At 64.4% G+C, this 15,094-nt stretch carries 14 protein-coding genes; 4 read left to right on the plus strand and 10 right to left on the minus strand.

The genetic code is table 11. The annotated features are described in order from the left end of the window. The coding region (locus P8Y39_05755; protein ID MEJ2191841.1) for an oligosaccharide flippase family protein at nucleotides 1-852 on the minus strand (852 nt) is incomplete at its 3' end. Between the two features lie 139 nt (nucleotides 853-991). Between P8Y39_05755 and P8Y39_05760 the strand changes: the two genes are divergently transcribed. Together P8Y39_05760 and P8Y39_05765 are read left to right on the plus strand one after the other, a co-directional pair. After that, on the plus strand, nucleotides 992-2,863 hold the full coding sequence (locus tag P8Y39_05760) for an ASKHA domain-containing protein (protein MEJ2191842.1): 1,872 nt from the start codon (nucleotides 992-994) through the stop codon (nucleotides 2,861-2,863). Between the two features lie 64 nt (nucleotides 2,864-2,927). Further along, a complete protein-coding gene (locus P8Y39_05765) occupies nucleotides 2,928-3,641 on the plus strand; it encodes a PilZ domain-containing protein (GenBank protein ID MEJ2191843.1) in 714 nt (237 codons plus the stop codon). A 91-nt stretch (nucleotides 3,642-3,732) separates the two neighbouring features. On the opposite strand, the gene panC is transcribed toward P8Y39_05765, so the two are convergent. From panC to secD, 6 genes are all read right to left on the minus strand, one after another. Continuing rightward, complete coding sequence (gene panC, locus P8Y39_05770) at nucleotides 3,733-4,572, minus strand: pantoate--beta-alanine ligase (protein ID MEJ2191844.1); 840 nt, start codon at nucleotides 4,570-4,572, stop codon at nucleotides 3,733-3,735. Continuing rightward, nucleotides 4,572-5,630: a flavodoxin-dependent (E)-4-hydroxy-3-methylbut-2-enyl-diphosphate synthase gene (gene ispG / locus P8Y39_05775; GenBank protein ID MEJ2191845.1), complete on the minus strand. Its 1,059-nt coding sequence runs from the start codon at nucleotides 5,628-5,630 to the stop codon at nucleotides 4,572-4,574. The genes panC and ispG overlap by 1 nt, the downstream gene beginning before the upstream one ends. Further along, nucleotides 5,627-6,625 carry an endolytic transglycosylase MltG gene (gene mltG, locus P8Y39_05780; GenBank protein MEJ2191846.1) on the minus strand — a complete coding sequence of 333 codons (999 nt, stop codon included), beginning with the start codon at nucleotides 6,623-6,625 and terminating at the stop codon, nucleotides 5,627-5,629. Before mltG ends, ispG begins: the two co-directional genes overlap by 4 nt. Before the next feature lie 129 nt (nucleotides 6,626-6,754). Continuing rightward, on the minus strand, nucleotides 6,755-8,446 hold the full coding sequence (gene recJ, locus P8Y39_05785) for a single-stranded-DNA-specific exonuclease RecJ (GenBank protein ID MEJ2191847.1): 1,692 nt from the start codon (nucleotides 8,444-8,446) through the stop codon (nucleotides 6,755-6,757). Between the two features lie 11 nt (nucleotides 8,447-8,457). Continuing rightward, the gene (gene secF / locus P8Y39_05790) at nucleotides 8,458-9,369 is read right to left on the minus strand and encodes a protein translocase subunit SecF (protein ID MEJ2191848.1); all 912 of its coding nucleotides are present in this window, start codon (nucleotides 9,367-9,369) and stop codon (nucleotides 8,458-8,460) included. Then, on the minus strand, nucleotides 9,366-10,973 hold the full coding sequence (gene secD, locus P8Y39_05795; protein MEJ2191849.1) for a protein translocase subunit SecD: 1,608 nt from the start codon (nucleotides 10,971-10,973) through the stop codon (nucleotides 9,366-9,368). The genes secF and secD overlap by 4 nt, the downstream gene beginning before the upstream one ends. A 235-nt stretch (nucleotides 10,974-11,208) precedes the next feature. Here secD and P8Y39_05800 point away from each other — a divergent pair, with 235 nt between their 5' ends. Continuing rightward, nucleotides 11,209-11,529: a hypothetical protein gene (locus P8Y39_05800; GenBank protein ID MEJ2191850.1), complete on the plus strand. Its 321-nt coding sequence runs from the start codon at nucleotides 11,209-11,211 to the stop codon at nucleotides 11,527-11,529. 299 nt (nucleotides 11,530-11,828) lie between these two features. On the opposite strand, the gene P8Y39_05805 is transcribed toward P8Y39_05800, so the two are convergent. Beyond that, the gene (locus P8Y39_05805; protein MEJ2191851.1) at nucleotides 11,829-12,539 is read right to left on the minus strand and encodes an HD domain-containing protein; all 711 of its coding nucleotides are present in this window, start codon (nucleotides 12,537-12,539) and stop codon (nucleotides 11,829-11,831) included. After that, on the minus strand, nucleotides 12,505-12,714 hold the full coding sequence (gene yajC, locus P8Y39_05810) for a preprotein translocase subunit YajC (GenBank protein MEJ2191852.1): 210 nt from the start codon (nucleotides 12,712-12,714) through the stop codon (nucleotides 12,505-12,507). Before yajC ends, P8Y39_05805 begins: the two co-directional genes overlap by 35 nt. 241 nt (nucleotides 12,715-12,955) lie before the next feature. On the opposite strand from yajC, the gene P8Y39_05815 reads away from it, so the two are divergent. Beyond that, nucleotides 12,956-13,168, plus strand: a complete 213-nt coding sequence (locus P8Y39_05815; protein ID MEJ2191853.1) for a zinc ribbon domain-containing protein — start codon at nucleotides 12,956-12,958, stop codon at nucleotides 13,166-13,168. 19 nt (nucleotides 13,169-13,187) lie between these two features. On the opposite strand, the gene P8Y39_05820 is transcribed toward P8Y39_05815, so the two are convergent. After that, nucleotides 13,188-14,987, minus strand: a complete 1,800-nt coding sequence (locus P8Y39_05820) for an ATP-binding protein (GenBank protein ID MEJ2191854.1) — start codon at nucleotides 14,985-14,987, stop codon at nucleotides 13,188-13,190. Between the last annotated feature and the right edge of the window lie 107 nt (nucleotides 14,988-15,094).

A 15,094-nucleotide genomic window follows, 5' to 3' on the forward strand; every position in this document is an offset into this window, starting at 1 on the left:
GATGAATCCCGTGGCCGTAAGGACGAGCAGGAGAAGCCGCGCCAGGGACATGCCTACGTTGTAGAAGCCAACCTCCGCGGACGTGACGTAGCGGCCGAGCATGAGAATATCGGTCCAGCTCAGTATCAGGCCGCCAATGCCTGCCACCATTAGGGGAAGTGAGAAGCCCAGGAGTTCCCTGTACTGCCGGCCCTTGCGGAGGGGAACCGGAGATATGGCCAGCTTCCTGTGGCCGTAACCGGCCATGGAGACGAATACAAGGACTGCCGACAGGACGTAGGCGAATAGGACTCCCCTGAATGAGAAGCCCAGCAGCGAGAGGACCCCGAGGAATGCGAGATAATACAGAGGCTGCCCGATGTCCTGGTAGTAGACCTTCGGTCGGATAAATCCATGGCCGCGCAGCACGCCCTCCAGGAGACCGGTCATCACTATCAGGGGAACCGAAACCGCGATGATGCGTATGGAGGAAGCTATCTCGGGCTTGTAGAAGACGTATCGGGCGGCAAGGTCGGCCAGGACGAAGGTCAGAAGAAAGAACGCCGTGCTTGATGCCAGCCCGATGTGCAGAGCGGCCCTGCTGACGGCCCGGGCCTCTTCTCTGCGGTCCTGGCCGGTGTGCAGGGTGATATAGCGGATTGCCCCCGCCCCGGCCCCCAAGGGGGCAAGGGCGGAAACCACCGCCAGTATGGTCAGGGTGAGGGAATAAAGACCGAAATCCTCCACGGAGAGGTTCCGGACGATGAGGACCTTGATGGCAAACCACATGGCACGACCTGCTACCATTCCTGCCAGAACGAGGGTTGTGCCCTTGACGGCGGCCTTGAGGGGGGCGCCCAGAGGTCTTGCCATGACGCCTATATTAGCACAGCGGGGGATGCCCTCCGGGGCGCCGCGCCCGGGCCGTCCGGCGGCGTTTTCGCCTTGCTCGGCGTTTGCTTCGCTTCGCGGGGGCTGTTAGAATAGGGGCGTTTCTGCCGACTGCGTGACGATGAAAGTAAAGCTTTCCACCGGACAGACCATACAGAGCGGGGCGGGCCAGAGCCTCCTTGATGCCTTGAAGGCCGAGGATATCTACCTGGTGGCCTCCTGTGGAGGGAAGGGCACCTGCGGGAAGTGCAAGGTGCGGGTCATCGAAGGCGACGCCGGGGCGCGGAGCCGCGGGAAGCTCACCGGCGGGGAGCGCGAGAGAGGGATGGCCCTGGCCTGCCAGAGCTTTCCTCTGACGGACCTCCTTGTAGAGATACCCGAGTCCTCCCGCCTGACCCTGGGGGGAAAGATAGCCTACCAGAGGGCCGAGGACCTGCGGGCGCTTCTGGATTCCTTCGCCGCTCCGGTCACCCCCCTGGTCAAGACGGTGGACCTGCGCCTGCCGCCTCCCACCCTGCATGACAACATAAGCGACCTGGAGCGCCTGAGGCGCGCCCTGGCCGAAGTGGACCTGGCCGGCATGCGCTTCTCCCACAGGCTCACCCTGTCCATGGCCAGGGCCCTGCGCAAGCCCGGCTGGCGGGTCACCCTGGGGTACATCGAGGGTCCCGAGGCGGTCTTCATCGCCCCCCAGGGAGAGGCCCAGCCGTATGGGCTCGCAGTGGACATCGGCACCACCACGGTGGTCGTCTACCTGGTGGACCTCACAAGCGGCGTCATGCTGGACATGGGCTCCACCTATAATTCCCAGATGCGCTGGGGCGACGACGTCATCACCCGCATCGTGCACGCCACCGAAGGGGGAGGCCTCGAGGAGCTGAGAAGGGCCGTCGTCACCGACATCAACGATATCCTGCGCGCCATGGTGGAGCGCAGGGCGCTGCAGAGGACGGCCGTAGAGTCGGTGACCGTCTCGGGCAACACCACCATGACCCATCTTTTCTGGGGACTGGACCCGGGCTACATCCGCGAGGAGCCCTACATCCCCACCCTGAACACCTTCCCCCTCTGGCGGGCGGGCACCGCGCGCCTCTCGGTCAACCCCGAAGCCCCCGTTTACACCCTGCCCTGCGTGGCCAGCTATGTCGGGGGGGACATCGTCTCCGGGGTGCTTGCCTCCCGCATGCACCGGAGGGAGGAAGTGGCCCTCTTCATGGACATCGGAACCAACGGCGAGGTGGCCCTGGGCAATAACGAATGGATTGTGACCGCGGCCTGCTCGGCGGGACCCTGCTTCGAGGGGAGCGGCATCCGCCACGGGATGCGGGCCACCGACGGAGCGGTGGAGGGGGTGAGCATCGACCGCAAGACCCTCACCCCCTCCCTCCAGGTCATCGGCGGGGGCAAGCCCAGGGGCATCTGCGGGTCGGGCATGATAGACGCCGTGGGCGAGATGTTCCTCGCCGGCATCCTGGACCAGGGGGGCAAGCTCTCTGCCGATGCGGCCGGCGGGCGCATCCGGGAAGGGGAGGACGGCCTGGAGTTCGTCTTCTTCGAGGAGCGAGAGCTGTCCGTGACCCTCACGGAGGTGGACATCGAAAACATCATCCGGGCAAAGGCCGCCATCTATGCCGGGGTGAGCCTCCTTCTGGGAGAGGTGGGCCTGGGTTTCGAGGATATAGAACGCGTGTACATTGCCGGAGGGTTCGGCACCTATCTGAAGGCCGACAAGGCCATCGTCCTGGGGATGCTTCCGGACATCCCCCTGGAGCGGTTCTCCTTCCTGGGCAACACCTCGGCGGCGGGAGCGTACCTGACGCTGCTGTCGGGGAACCTCAGGGCCGAGGCGGAGGAACTGGCCTCCCGGATGACGTACATCGAGCTTTCCGTCTCCCGGGGCTTCATGGATGAGTATATGTCGGCCATGTTCCTGCCGCATACGGACCTCGCACAGTTCCCCACGGTGGAAAAGCTCCTGGCGGGCGGGGCGTAGAGTGCGGGCTGCGGAGGGCCCTCCGTGCCGCCCTCTCTTTTTTGCTATAGTATGAGAGGCATCCATGGAACGGTACAGTGACCTGAGGGACCATCTCTTCCCGATGAAGAGGCGGAACAAGAGATTCTACAAGCGCTTTGACACCGGGGAGTTGGATGTCCGCTGCCTCATGCTCGTGGGCGAGGAGGTCATGCTCTTGAAACTCCTCCCGGAGGGCGCCCTCATCGTCTCAGAGCGGGCACTGGAGTCCGAGAGCGACTACACCCTCCAGATGGAGCGGGAAGGCATGACCGTTTCCGTAACGGGACGAGCGCTTTCGGAGAAGACCCTGCCGCCCGCGGGGGAGGGAGGTGAGCCGTCCCATCTCGTCGCCTTCCGTTTCTCGCCGGCCCTTGCCAAGGGGGACGAAGACCTCCTGGGCTTCCTTGACGCCCACTCCGGGGCATCCACGCGGACGCGGCGGCCGGACCTCTCCGTGCGCCTTCTCGGGACGGCCGAGGCGGCCCGGGCCTTCGAGAGCTACCCGGTAAAGAAAATCAGCTTCGGAGGGCTTCAGGTGGAGGCCGACCGAAAGCTCCCCCTGGACAGCACGGTGCGGCTCAGGCTCTTCCTTCCCGAGCAGAGAAGGCCGGTGGCCTTCAACGGGCGGGTGGCCTCGGTGCTGCCGGTGACCGGCACCCTCCCGGCCCGCTATGCCGTCGGCATCGAGTACCTGGAGATGGACGGCAAGGACCTCCTCATGCTGAAGGACTTCATCTACTTTATCCAGGGCCTCTGAGGCGTCCTTCGCGACTCCGAGCGGCCCGGGCATGCGCCGCCGACTGGCGCCCTCCGCCACCTTCTCCAGCGGGCCAGAGGCGCCGGGAGTTTTAAAGAAGGACGTTGTCGATGAGGCGGGCCTCCCCCAGGCGGACGGCCGCCGCCAGGAGGGCCTTTCCCCGGAACTCCTCGAGGTCCTCCAGGGTCTCGGGGTGGTAGACGCCGGCGTACTCCACGGAGCTGACGCGGGGCTCCCCGGAGAAGGCGTCCTCCATGAACTTCCGGGCCTCGGCGGGCCCGGCGCCTTCCTTGAGCTTGCGGGCGGCCTCCGAGAGGGTCCGGTATATGAGGGGCGCGGCCTGGCGGGCTTCCGCGCTCAGGTACCGGTTCCGGGAGCTCACGGCCAGGCCGTCCTCCTCCCGCACCGTGGGCGAGGCAACCACCTCCACGGGGAAGTTCAGGTCCCTGACCATCTTTTTTATGACGAGGTACTGCTGGTAGTCCTTGAGCCCGAAGTAGGCCCGCGTGGGGAGCGCCAGGTGCAGGAGCTTGGCCACCACGGTGGCCACGCCGTCGAAGTGGCCCGGCCTGAACCTGCCGCAGAGCTTCTCCCCGAGGCTTCCCGCCCGCACGGCGGTGTCGAAGCCCTCGGGGTACATGGCCTTCTCCTCCGGCAGGAGAAGGAAATCCACGTCCGCCTCCCTCAGTTTCCTTATGTCTTCGTCCACGTTGCGCGGGTAGCGCTCGAGGTCCTCTCCGGGTCCGAACTGGGTGGGGTTGACGAAGATGCTCACCGCCGTCAGATGGTTTTCCATGCGGGACATCCTGACCAGGTGCATGTGTCCCTCGTGCAGTGCCCCCATGGTGGGCACCAGCCCGATGGCCCTTCCCCGCATGAGCTCCCCCCTGACCGTGTCCTGCATGACGCGGGGGATGCGGATGACCTCCATCAGGCCGTCTCCTTCTCTATCTCTTCCATCAGGGCATCGATGAGCCCGGCCTCCGGGGCCCTGGCGACGACCTTTCCGTGCCTGAAGACCAGCCCCTGGCCCTTGCCCGAGGCGATGCCGAAGTCCGCCTCCCGGGCCTCCCCAGGGCCGTTGACGGCACAGCCCATGACGGCCACGGTAACGGGTGTGCGAAGCCCCTCCAGGCGCCTTTCCACCTTGGCCACCATGCGCCGCAGGTCCACGCCGCAGCGCCCGCAGGTGGGGCAGGAGACTATCTCCGGGCCGTACTCGCGGAGCCCCAGGGCGCGCAGTATCTCGTAGGCGGCCCGCACCTCCTGGGCGGGCGGCGCCGTCAGGGAGACCCGCACCGTATCGCCCAGACCATCGGCGAGCAGAAGCCCCAGCCCCAGGGAGCTTTTCACCAGCCCCTGAAAGAGGGGCCCGGCCTCGGTAATGCCTATGTGAAGGGGGCAGTCGTTCCTCTCTGCGAAGAGCCTGTAGGCCTGCACCGTGGCCCGCACGCCCGATGCCTTCAGCGACACCTTGACCTCGCCATGGCCCATCTCCCGCAGAAGGGCGATATGCCGCTCCGCGCTCTGCACCAGGGCCTCCGGGACGGGACGTCCGTATTTCTTCAGGAGGTCCTTCTCCAGGGAGCCTGCGTTCACCCCCACGCGCACCGGCACCTGCCTGTCCTTCAATGCCTCCACCAGCTCCTTGAGCTTCCACCGGGCGCCGATATTGCCGGGGTTTATCCTGAGGCCGTCCACCCCCTTTTTCAGGGCCGTGAGGGCGAGCCTCCAGTCGAAGTGAATGTCGGCCACCACCGGGATGGGGGAGGCGCGCGTGATGGCCCCCAGGGCCTCGGCGGCCTCCCGGTCGGGCACCGCCACCCGGATAATCTCGCAGCCGGCCCGGGCCAGGGCGCGTATCTGCCGCACCGTGGCCGGCACGTTCCGGGTGTCGGTCTTGGTCATGGACTGCACCGAAACGGGGCTTCCGCCCCCCACCGGCACGGGTCCTACATGGATTTTCCGCGTCTCGTTTCTCGTCGTCACCGCCGTGTCCGTCTCTTTGCCTTCTTGTATTCGCGCACCGCTGCCAGGTGCTCCTCCATCGTCGCCGAGAAGGTGTGGGTCCCGTCCCCGTTGGAGACGAAATACAGGTAGGGGACCTTCGCCGGGTAAAGGGCCGCCTTTATGGACTCCAGGCCCGGCGAGGCGATCGGCCCCGGGGGCAGCCCCTTGAAGGTGTACGTATTGTACGGGGTCTTGTTCTTCAGGTCTTCCCTGGTGACCCCCTCGCTCAGGGGCCTGACGCCGTAAATGGCCGTCGGGTCGGCCTGAAGGGGCATGCCCCGCTCAAGCCTGTTGTGGTAGACGCCCGATATTATGTACCGTTCGCCGTCGGCCATCGCCTCCCTCTCGATGATGGAGGCCAGCGTCAGCACCTCGAGCTCCGTCATCCCCATGGCCCGTGCCCGCCTTCTCAGGGGCTGGTCGAACTTCTCCCGGAGCCTCCGGACCATCATGCCCAGGATCTCCTCGGCGGGAAGGCCCTTGTGGAGGCGATATGTATCCGGAAAGAGATACCCCTCCAGGGAGGGGCCCTCTACGCCCAGGGAGGAAAGGAAACCCTTGTCCGTCGCCAGCCTGTCGAAGTCCTCCTCGCTCACGAGCCCTTCGTCCGCGAGCTTCCGGCGTATCTCGTGAAGGCCCTCCCCCTCGAAGATGGTGATTTCCCAGGGGACCGGCTCGGCCTTTCCGAGGGTACGAAAGACCGTCCAGGGGGAGCTGTGCCGGGGAAAAACGTACCGCCCGGGTATCAGCCTCTTGTCCAGGCCGGTCAACTCGCCCAGGGCCGTAAAGAGCTTGGGATTTCTGATGAGGCCTTCCGTCTTGAGGAGGCCCACGGCCTCCCGGAAGTTCATCCCCTGGACAATCTCCACTTCCTGCGGGGCGTCGTGCGCGAGGGGCCGGGCCATCTGCATATAACCGTACAGGGCGGCCAAACCCACGAGGGCCAGGGCGACCACCCTCGCGCTACCGCGCATAGGCCCTCCGGGCCGCCGCAGGCGGCCTCGCCGGAAAGCCGCACGCAGGGGCGCCGCACGTCTCCATGGTTTTTATTCTAACAGAAAGGGCGGGTCTCAAAGGCATCTCCGGTGGTCCTCAGGGGTGTCTCAGGAACTCCTCAGGCCCTTCAACTGCAGCTGTATGCTCCGTCCCCCTTCCCACTCGTTCATGGCCGCCGCGTAGGCGGCATCCACCGCCACTGTTTCCTCGATGGTCCCGAGAAGGCCCCCCATGTCAAACCCTATGGCGTCCATGACCATGGAGCGGCTTCGGAGGCGCATCTTCAGGTGGTTCTTTCCCACCACGCGGGCGGAGATGACCTCAAGCGCCCTGCTGCCCATGACGGGCTCGGGGTTTCCCGCGCCGAAGGGCTCCAGGCCCTCCAGCTCCTTGAGAAAGCGGCGGTTTATCTCCCTCAGCCCCACCGCGGCGTCGATGAAAAGGGTGGGTGTCTCCTCCCGGAGGGAGCCGGTCACTATCTGGCATATCCGGCTCTCGAATTCCCCTATGCGGGAGGCCTGCACCGTGAGGCCGGCGGCCTGCTTGTGGCCGCCGAAGGCAAGGAGCTGCCCGCTCAGGGCCTCAAGCCCGGCGTGCACGTCAAAGGCGGGGATGCTCCGGGCGGAGCCCCGGGCCGTGTCCCCCCGTATGGAAAGGACAAAGGCGGGCCGGCTCAGCCGCTCCACCAGCCGGGAGGCGACAATCCCCAGCACCCCCTCGTGCCAGCCCTCCCGGGCCAGGACCACCGCCGGCCCCGGCTCCCTGCCCTCCAGCACTTCAAGGGCCTCCTGGAAGACCTGCTCTTCTATCTTCTGCCGCTCGGCGTTCTGCCTGTCCAGGGAACGGGCCAGCTTCTCCGCTCGCCCGGCGTCCGGGGCCAGAAGGAGCTCCACCACCTCCTCCGCCCCGGCCAGTCTGCCCGGGGCATTCATCCGGGGCACCAGGGTAAAGGCGAGAAGCCCCGCCTTGAGCCGGCGGCCTTCGAGGCCGGAAACGGCTTTCAGGGCCTTGAGGCCGGGGCGCTCACTTCCGGCGATGAGGCCGAGCCCCTCCCGCACGATGGCCCGGTTCTCCCCCACGAGCGCCACCGAGTCGGCCAGGGTTCCCAGGGCCGCCAGGTCGATGAACTCCCGGGGCTCCAATGCCCCCGGGTGCTTGAGGGCCAGGGCCTGCAGGAGCTTGAGGGCCACCCCGGCGCCCGCCAGCGGGGGGGCCTCGTCCCCGGCCAGCCTGGGGTTGACCACGGCGAGCGCCGGCGGCAGGCGGGGCTCGCCGGTTGCGGGGTTCCGGAGGGGCTCGTGGTGGTCGGTGATGACAACACCCATCCCCAGGGCCGCGGCCCTCTGCACCGCCTCAAAGGAGGTGATGCCGCAGTCCACGGTAAGGATGAGCCCGGCGCCCACCTGCCGGGCATGGTCCACGCCCGGGAGGGTGAAGCCGTAGCCGTGCACGAAACGGTTGGGGATGAAGTAGCGGACATCCAGGCCGAGGTTCCTCAAGGCAGCCACCAGGATGGCCGTGGAGGTCAACCCGTCGGCGTCGTAGTCGCCGTGCACGAGCACCCGGCTGCCGCTGTTTCTGGCCTCCTCGACCGCCGCCACGGCCCGGGCCATCCCCTGAAGCTCCATGGGGTCCCCGAGGGCCTCTGCCCCCGGGGAGAGGAAATCGATGGCCGCCCCTGGGGTTTTAATCCCCCGGTTGACCAGAATCTGGGCGAAGGCCGGCGAGACGGAGGCGGCGCGCGAGAGGTAGGAGATGTACTCCTTGTTGGTCCTCCGCACCACCCAGCGCCTGTGCATGGCCGCCGGGATTAGCGCTTGCCGAGGAGTTTCTTACTTTTCCACAGAAGGACCACGGGGCTCGCCACGAAGATGGAGGAGTAGGTCCCGATGATGATGCCCAGGATGATGGCCAGCGAGAAGTCGTGTATGACCTCCCCGCCGAATATGAACAAGGCCAGCGCGGCCAGAAGGGTGGTGAAGGAGACGATGACGGTCCGCGAGAGGACCTCGTTGATGCTCAGGTTGATGACCTTGTTGATGTTCTCCCTGTAGCGTGAGCGGAGGTTTTCCCGGATGCGGTCGAAGACCACCACCGTGTCGGTGAGGGAGTAGCCGGCTATCATCAGGAGGGCGCTGACCAGGATGAGGTTCACCTCCTTGCCCAGGAGGTAGAATATCCCGAACACCGCCAGCACGTCATGAAAGGTGGCCGTCGTGGCCCCCACGGCGAAGCGGAACTGAAAACGGAAGGCCACGTAGATGAGGATGCCGATGGTGGCCGCCACGATGGCGAAAAGGGCGTCCTTCCGCAGTTTGTCGCCCACCTTCGGGCCTATCTCGGTGGTGGAGTCCACCACGGGCTTTTGCGCGGCGAAGTCCTCCTTGAGGGTGGAGACTATCTTCTCCGAAAACCCGCCCAGGGTCTCCTCCTTCTTCTTCACCCGGATGAGGATCTTGTTTTCGGTCGGCAGGTCCTGAAGGTCGAAGTCCTTGAGGCCGGACCGTTCCAGGGCGCTTCTGATGTTCTGAAGCGGGACCGTCTCCTTGAACTTGATCTGCACGGAGGTCCCCCCGGCGAAGTCTATGCCCAGGTTGGCCGCTCCCCGCGCCACCTGGATGAGGGAAAAGATGCCCAGGGCCACCAGGAGGCCCGAGAAAGCGAAGGCGAACGGCCTCTTGCCCATGAAGTCGATATTGGGTTTCTTGATGAACTCTATCATATGCTCAGGGACTTGACCTCCGTTCGGGAATGGATGAAGTCAAAGAGGGTTTTCGTTCCCACCAGGGCGGTAAACAGGTTGATGGCGACACCCAGGCTCAGGGTGACCGCGAAGCCCTTGATGGGGCCCGTGCCGAACTGAAAGAGCACCAGGGCGGTGATGAGGGTGGTCACGTGGGAGTCGAATATGGTCCAGAAGGCCTTGTCGTAGCCCGAGTCCACGGCTGCCCGGGGGGTCTTGCCCGCCCGCAGCTCCTCGCGCATCCTCTCGAACATGAGGACGTTGCTGTCCACGGCCATGCCCACGGCCAGGATGACCCCCGCAATGCCCGGCAGGGTAAGGGTGGCCTTCAGCGCCGCCATGGACCCCAGGAGGAAGAGGATGTTAAGCCCCAGGGCGAAGTCCGCTATGACCCCCGAGAGCCTGTAGTAGAAAATCATGAAGAACACCACCAGGAAGGCCCCTATCACGCCCGCCCGCTTTCCGGCCTCAATGGAGTCCCGCCCCAGGGACGGCCCCACCGTGACGTTCTGGAGCATCTTGACCGGGGCGGGCAGGGCGCCGGCCCGCAGAACGATGGCTAGGTCCTTGGCCTCGTCGGTGCTGAAGCCGCCCGTTATGGAGGCGTTGCCGCCGGGGATGCGCTCCCGGATGACGGGGGCCGAGTAGACGGTGCCGTCAAGGACGATGGCCATCCGGTCCTGCACGTGCTTGGCGGTGACGTCCTCGAATATCTTCGCCCCCGCGGCGTTGAAGGTGAGGGCGACGTAGGGCTCGTTGTACCGGGTGTCGATGCTGACCCGCGCCTCGCTCAGCAGGTCGCCGGTGATGACGGCCCTTTTGTTGACCAGCACGGGAGTCCTCACCGACCTGCCCGTGCTCGGGTCTTGCTCCTTCTGAAACAGTATCTGGTCGTCCGGCGGTATCTTGTCCTTGAACTGCTGGAGGATGGCCTCTTCCTCCCCGGGGTTAACGAAGCCCGGCAGCTCCGCGGCCACCGGGGACTTGTCGTCCACTATCTTGAACTCCAGCTGGGCGGTCTTGCCGATGATGTCGATGGCCCTCTTGGGGTTCTTGACCCCCGGGAGCTGGACAATAATCTCGTTTTCTCCCTGCCGCTGGATGACGGGCTCGGCCACCCCGAACTGGTCTATCCTGTTGCGGATGGTCTCAAGGGCCTGCTCCACGGAGTTCTTCTTGATGCGCTCTACCCGTGCCGCGGGAAGCTCGTAGACACCGTTCCCCTTGGCGTCCAGGGAGGGGTAGTCCTCCCTGATGAGCGCGGCCATCCCGGGGGACTGGTGCTCGAGCACGATGCGCCCGTCCTTTATCTCGACGGACGCCTCCATGTCCTTGCTCCGGGCGTCATTCCGGATGGACTCGGCGATGTGGTCCAGGGTAATCTCGACGGCCTTGTCGCCCTGGACCTCGAAGACCAGGTGCAGCCCGCCCCTGAGGTCCAGCCCCAGCGTAATGCCCCTGCTGGGCATGGTCTGTTTCCACCAGCCCGGCAGAGAGTGAAAGATGTTCGGCAGGAGATAGAAGACAGCCAGGGCGGCCAGCACCCCGATGATGATGAACCTGCCCAGGACTTTCTTCTTCATGAGACCTCCGTTACATGATGAATCCGTAAAGCGACGGCCCGGGAACCAAACCTTTCTATTTTGCAACAAACCTTCCCTTTTCGGCAAGTGTCCGACGAGTCAAAGACGCCGGGGCGTGTTGCAGGCCCCGGCTGAGAGCCTCCGGGCCGGGGGGCCGGTTTCCGCCGGGCGATTTGATTCGTCCCACCGGTCGTTTTATCATAAGAACCAGGAGCAGACCCTCCGGAGGTGTCCCATGAAAGGCCTCCTCGATGCACTCTTTGGAAGCGGCCCCCAGACCGTCTTTTTCTGGATGCTCGTCCTGGCCCTGGCATACTGCGCTTTTCTGGCCTGGGCCGGGAGCCGGCGGAAGCACAGCAGGAAGACGGACGTGGAACGGCTTTACGAGGCCGCCCGGCGCGAAAACCTGAGCGAGTACGAGATTTTCGTTGGGACGGGGAAGAAATGGAACATCCCGGAAGCCCGCGCCCGGGAGGATTTCAAGCACTACCTTTTCCACGGAGAGATTCCCTTCTACGTGCGGGACTACCTCCGGGACGCCACAGGCGGCAAGTAAGGGCCACCAGTGGGCCACCAGTGGGCCACCAGTGGCCTTTCTGATGCCATCGTGTTCGGTGTCACCAGGTTCTGTCACGGCTGTCCACCAATAGTGCGGTTTTTTGACGAGCCCTGTCTTTCACTTCCGAACCGGGCTGATTATGCTTTGAGGACAACGTCTTTCGTCATTGCCGCGCAGGCCGGAGAATGGCGGAGGATGTTTCGCTTTCGCTTCTCCGGAGTGCGTCCAAGTAACGTGTTCTGGAGAGATGTGGATAGATTGAATCGGGGACAGACTGGTCTGCAGACTGGTCCGGGTCAGGCCATGCGGTGGCCGTTTATATGGAGCTGAAATTCCGCCGAGAGGGCCCGGGCGGCCTTCCGGCAGGCGCTCATCCGCGTGAGGAAAATCTCGAAGTACTCCATGGCATGGGAGATGCGCGTGTCGATGGTCACCGAGAGGTCGATGAGGCGCGGCTCGGCGCGCACCGTCAGCTCGCTCTCGGTGGCCGCATAATTGACCCTGTCGTGGATGTCGTCCTTGAGCATGGAGGTTGTGCGCACGCGGCTTCTGTGCACGTCGGACTTGTCCCCGATGAGCAGGGCGGCCGCCACGGGGTCGGGCCGGAGGACCCCTTCGTCCTCCTCGTGCATGACGATGGCCGTCATCACCCGCCCGATGTCGGCGAAGGGGTAGCCCATGTCCTCCATTATCTCCCGGGCCAGGAGGGCGCCGTGCGTGTGATGCTGTCTCCGGCCGGCCATGTTGCCCACGTCATGGAGGAAGCCCGCCACGGCGGCAAGCTCGGCCTCGTGGGCGCTGTAGCCCAGTTCCTCCAGGATGCGGCTTGCGATGCGGCTGACGATATCGGCGTGGCGGAACCCGTGCTCCGTGTAGCCGATTGCCTCGAGGTAGTGGTCGGCGGCCTCTATGAAGGCGCGGGCCTTCGGGTCTTTCCGAAGCGTCCCCAGGCGGGCGCCCTGTCCCCGGCTGTTATTCTTCCTCAGAGGCGCTTCTGACCGACGCAATGTAGGCCTTGCCGAACTTCACCCTGACGTTCTCGGCGATCTTCACGGTCACCGTGTTGTTGCCCACCTGTTCCACCAGGCCGTATATGCCGCCGGTGGTGACGACCTTGTCCCCCCTCTTCAGGGCTGAGAGCATCTCCCGGTGCTCCTTCTGCCTCTTCTGCTGCGGCCTGATGAGCAGAAAGTAGAAGATGACGAATATGATGATGAGAGGGAGGAAACTGACAAGGGCGCTTCCCGACCCTCCGCGAGGAACTGCTGGATCTCGATTTTTTTCTGAGGTTCTCTATAGAGACTCTATATAGTACTTTTTTCACAACCCATAATCAAGGCGTTCTGCATCGTCCCACGCCCGGTTCGGGAGAACGGGGAGCGGCCGCTTGCCGGGGCGTGCGCCCTTGATGCTATAATGGAGAATGCCGATTTACGAATACAGATGCGGGTCCTGCGGCCATGACTTCGAGAAGCTCGTCATGGGCTCCCAGAGCATCGCCTGTCCGGCCTGCGGGTCGGAGGACGTGCGGAAGAAGTTCTCCGTGTTCGGGATGAGCGGGGTGGAGAAGCCCTTCGCCGGGAGCTCCTCGGGGTGCGGCTCCTGCAGCAAGTCCTCGTGCAGCTCCTGCAGCTGATGTTTTCGCCTCGCTCCGGTCAGACCTCCTTGCGCGCGACCTTCTGGTAGAACTCGCACTTTTTGCAGTCCTCGTATTTCTGCGCGAAGGTGCCCTGCGCCTTCCCCTCGCAGAAGGTGCCCGCCACCGCCCAGCAGACCCTCCCGAAATGGGGGTAGGCCGGGCATTTCAGTTCGCTGCCCGTGTCCCTGCCGCATTTCATGTATTCCCAGCAGGGCGTGCGGGCCAAGTCCTCGTCGCTCTGGTAGGGCAGGTAGAGGCTTATGACCAGCCCTCCCTCGGCCCTGTTGCGGGCCGCAATGAAACCCCCGTGCTCCTCGATTATCTTCCTGCTTATGGAAAGCCCCAGGCCGGTCCCGTGGCCTATCTTCTTCGTCGTGTAGAAGGGCTCGAATATGAGGGGGAGCTTGTCCTCGGGGATGCCCGGGCCCGCGTCGGAGACGTGGACGGCGACGTAGGTTATGTTATTGAGGCACGCTTCCTCGGTCCTGAGCGAGATGGTCCCGCCTTCGGGCATCGCGTCCACGGCGTTGGAGACCAGATTGTTTATGGCTTGCCTTATCTGGTCCCTGTCTATCAGGACGGGCAGGGCCGTCTTGAAGTCGGCCTCGACCTTTATCGACTGCTCCCTGCAGAATTCGGAAAACGACGCTATGGAGCCCTTGATGGATTCCGTCACCGGCTCCCTGACGAAATGGACCTTCGCCTCCCGCGAAAAAGTTAGCACGTCGCCCAGTATGTGCTCGAGCCTGTCGACCTCGGAGACGACTATGTCGGCGTACTCCCTTTCCTTGTCATTTTCGGCCACCTTCTGGAGCCGCCGCCCGAATCCTCCCAGAGCGGTCAGCGGGTTTCTGATCTCGTGGGCGATGTCCGCCGTGAGCCGTCCGAGCGCGGCGAGCTTTTCGGCCTGCACGAGCTTCTCCTGGGTGCTCTTTATCATCTCCGTCTGCTTTTCGACCTCGGCCTCCAGTTCGTGGGTCCATCTCTCCAGGCGCTTCCTGGCGGCGCCGAGGTCTTCGGTCATCTCGTTGAAGGTTCGGGCGAGGCGGCCTATCTCGTCATGCGTCGTGGCCGGCACCTTCTGCGACAGGTCTCCCGAGGACACCTGCTCCATGCCCGCCGAAAGGGCTGTCACCGGCCTGAGGACGAACCTCCAGAGGACGAGATAGAGCACAACGGCGCAAGCGGCGATGAAAAGGAGCATGTACACGGTGGTGTCCCGCGTCTGGCGGCCCACCATCGAGTCTATCCGGTGCAGGGAATAGTCCATGGTGAGGACGCCCAGCACCTTCTGGCCCTGGGCGTGTGCGTGGCACGCGGCGGTGTAGCAGTCGGGCTCGTTGTAGATGGGCTCGACGTAGCTCAGCACCCGGCTGCCCGCGGGCTCCTCGTAAATGGTCCACGGCTTGCCTTGGGTAATGACCTTTTCGGGCTTGAGCGGGTCCTTGTGGCAGCCTATGCAGGGGACGGAGCCCATCTCCATGCGCCGGCCGATCTCGGCGTTGTCGGAGGAGTAAAAGATGACGCCCTTGCTGTCGAATATCCTGACCTTCTTTATCGATTCCGCCTGGCCCATGGACTCGACGGTCCTCTGAATGGCCTCTCTGTTGAAAAAGAGCATGTCGCTCCGGACGCTCTTCTTCATCACCTCCGAGAAAGAGGACACGAAGGCCACGGTGTTGTCCATGAGGTGTTTCTTGTCGGTACGGACGGTGATGTCCCAGAAGATGCCGCTTCCCACGAGAATAAGCAAGCCGAGAACGACGACGAGCTTACCCGTGAGCGACCCCGTGATGCGTCCGAAAAGGTTGGGCATTTCCCCCCGGCGTTTTTTCTCCACCTGTTTCTAGTATACCTCAATACCGGGAGAGGCTTCGAGTCGACGCAGCCGGAAAAGGAAAGGCGAAGGCCTCGCCCGCCGGT

The organism is Nitrospirota bacterium, assembly GCA_037386965.1.
GTDB lineage: Bacteria > Nitrospirota > Thermodesulfovibrionia > Thermodesulfovibrionales > JdFR-86 > JARRLN01.

Excerpts from the sequence above, each read along its gene's own strand:
- P8Y39_05800 (MEJ2191850.1), top strand. The coding sequence starts at position 11,209 with ATGAAAGGCCTCCTCGATGCACTCTTTGGAAGCGGCCCCCAGACCGTC.
- P8Y39_05765 (MEJ2191843.1), top strand. The coding sequence starts at position 2,928 with ATGGAACGGTACAGTGACCTGAGGGACCATCTCTTCCCGATGAAGAGG.
- P8Y39_05760 (MEJ2191842.1), top strand. The coding sequence starts at position 992 with ATGAAAGTAAAGCTTTCCACCGGACAGACCATACAGAGCGGGGCGGGC.
- mltG (MEJ2191846.1), bottom strand. The coding sequence starts at position 6,625 with ATGCGCGGTAGCGCGAGGGTGGTCGCCCTGGCCCTCGTGGGTTTGGCC.
- recJ (MEJ2191847.1), bottom strand. The coding sequence starts at position 8,446 with ATGCACAGGCGCTGGGTGGTGCGGAGGACCAACAAGGAGTACATCTCC.
- secF (MEJ2191848.1), bottom strand. The coding sequence starts at position 9,369 with ATGATAGAGTTCATCAAGAAACCCAATATCGACTTCATGGGCAAGAGG.
- P8Y39_05820 (MEJ2191854.1), bottom strand. The coding sequence starts at position 14,987 with ATGCCCAACCTTTTCGGACGCATCACGGGGTCGCTCACGGGTAAGCTC.
- secD (MEJ2191849.1), bottom strand. The coding sequence starts at position 10,973 with ATGAAGAAGAAAGTCCTGGGCAGGTTCATCATCATCGGGGTGCTGGCC.
- P8Y39_05815 (MEJ2191853.1), top strand. The coding sequence starts at position 12,956 with ATGCCGATTTACGAATACAGATGCGGGTCCTGCGGCCATGACTTCGAG.
- panC (MEJ2191844.1), bottom strand. The coding sequence starts at position 4,572 with ATGGAGGTCATCCGCATCCCCCGCGTCATGCAGGACACGGTCAGGGGG.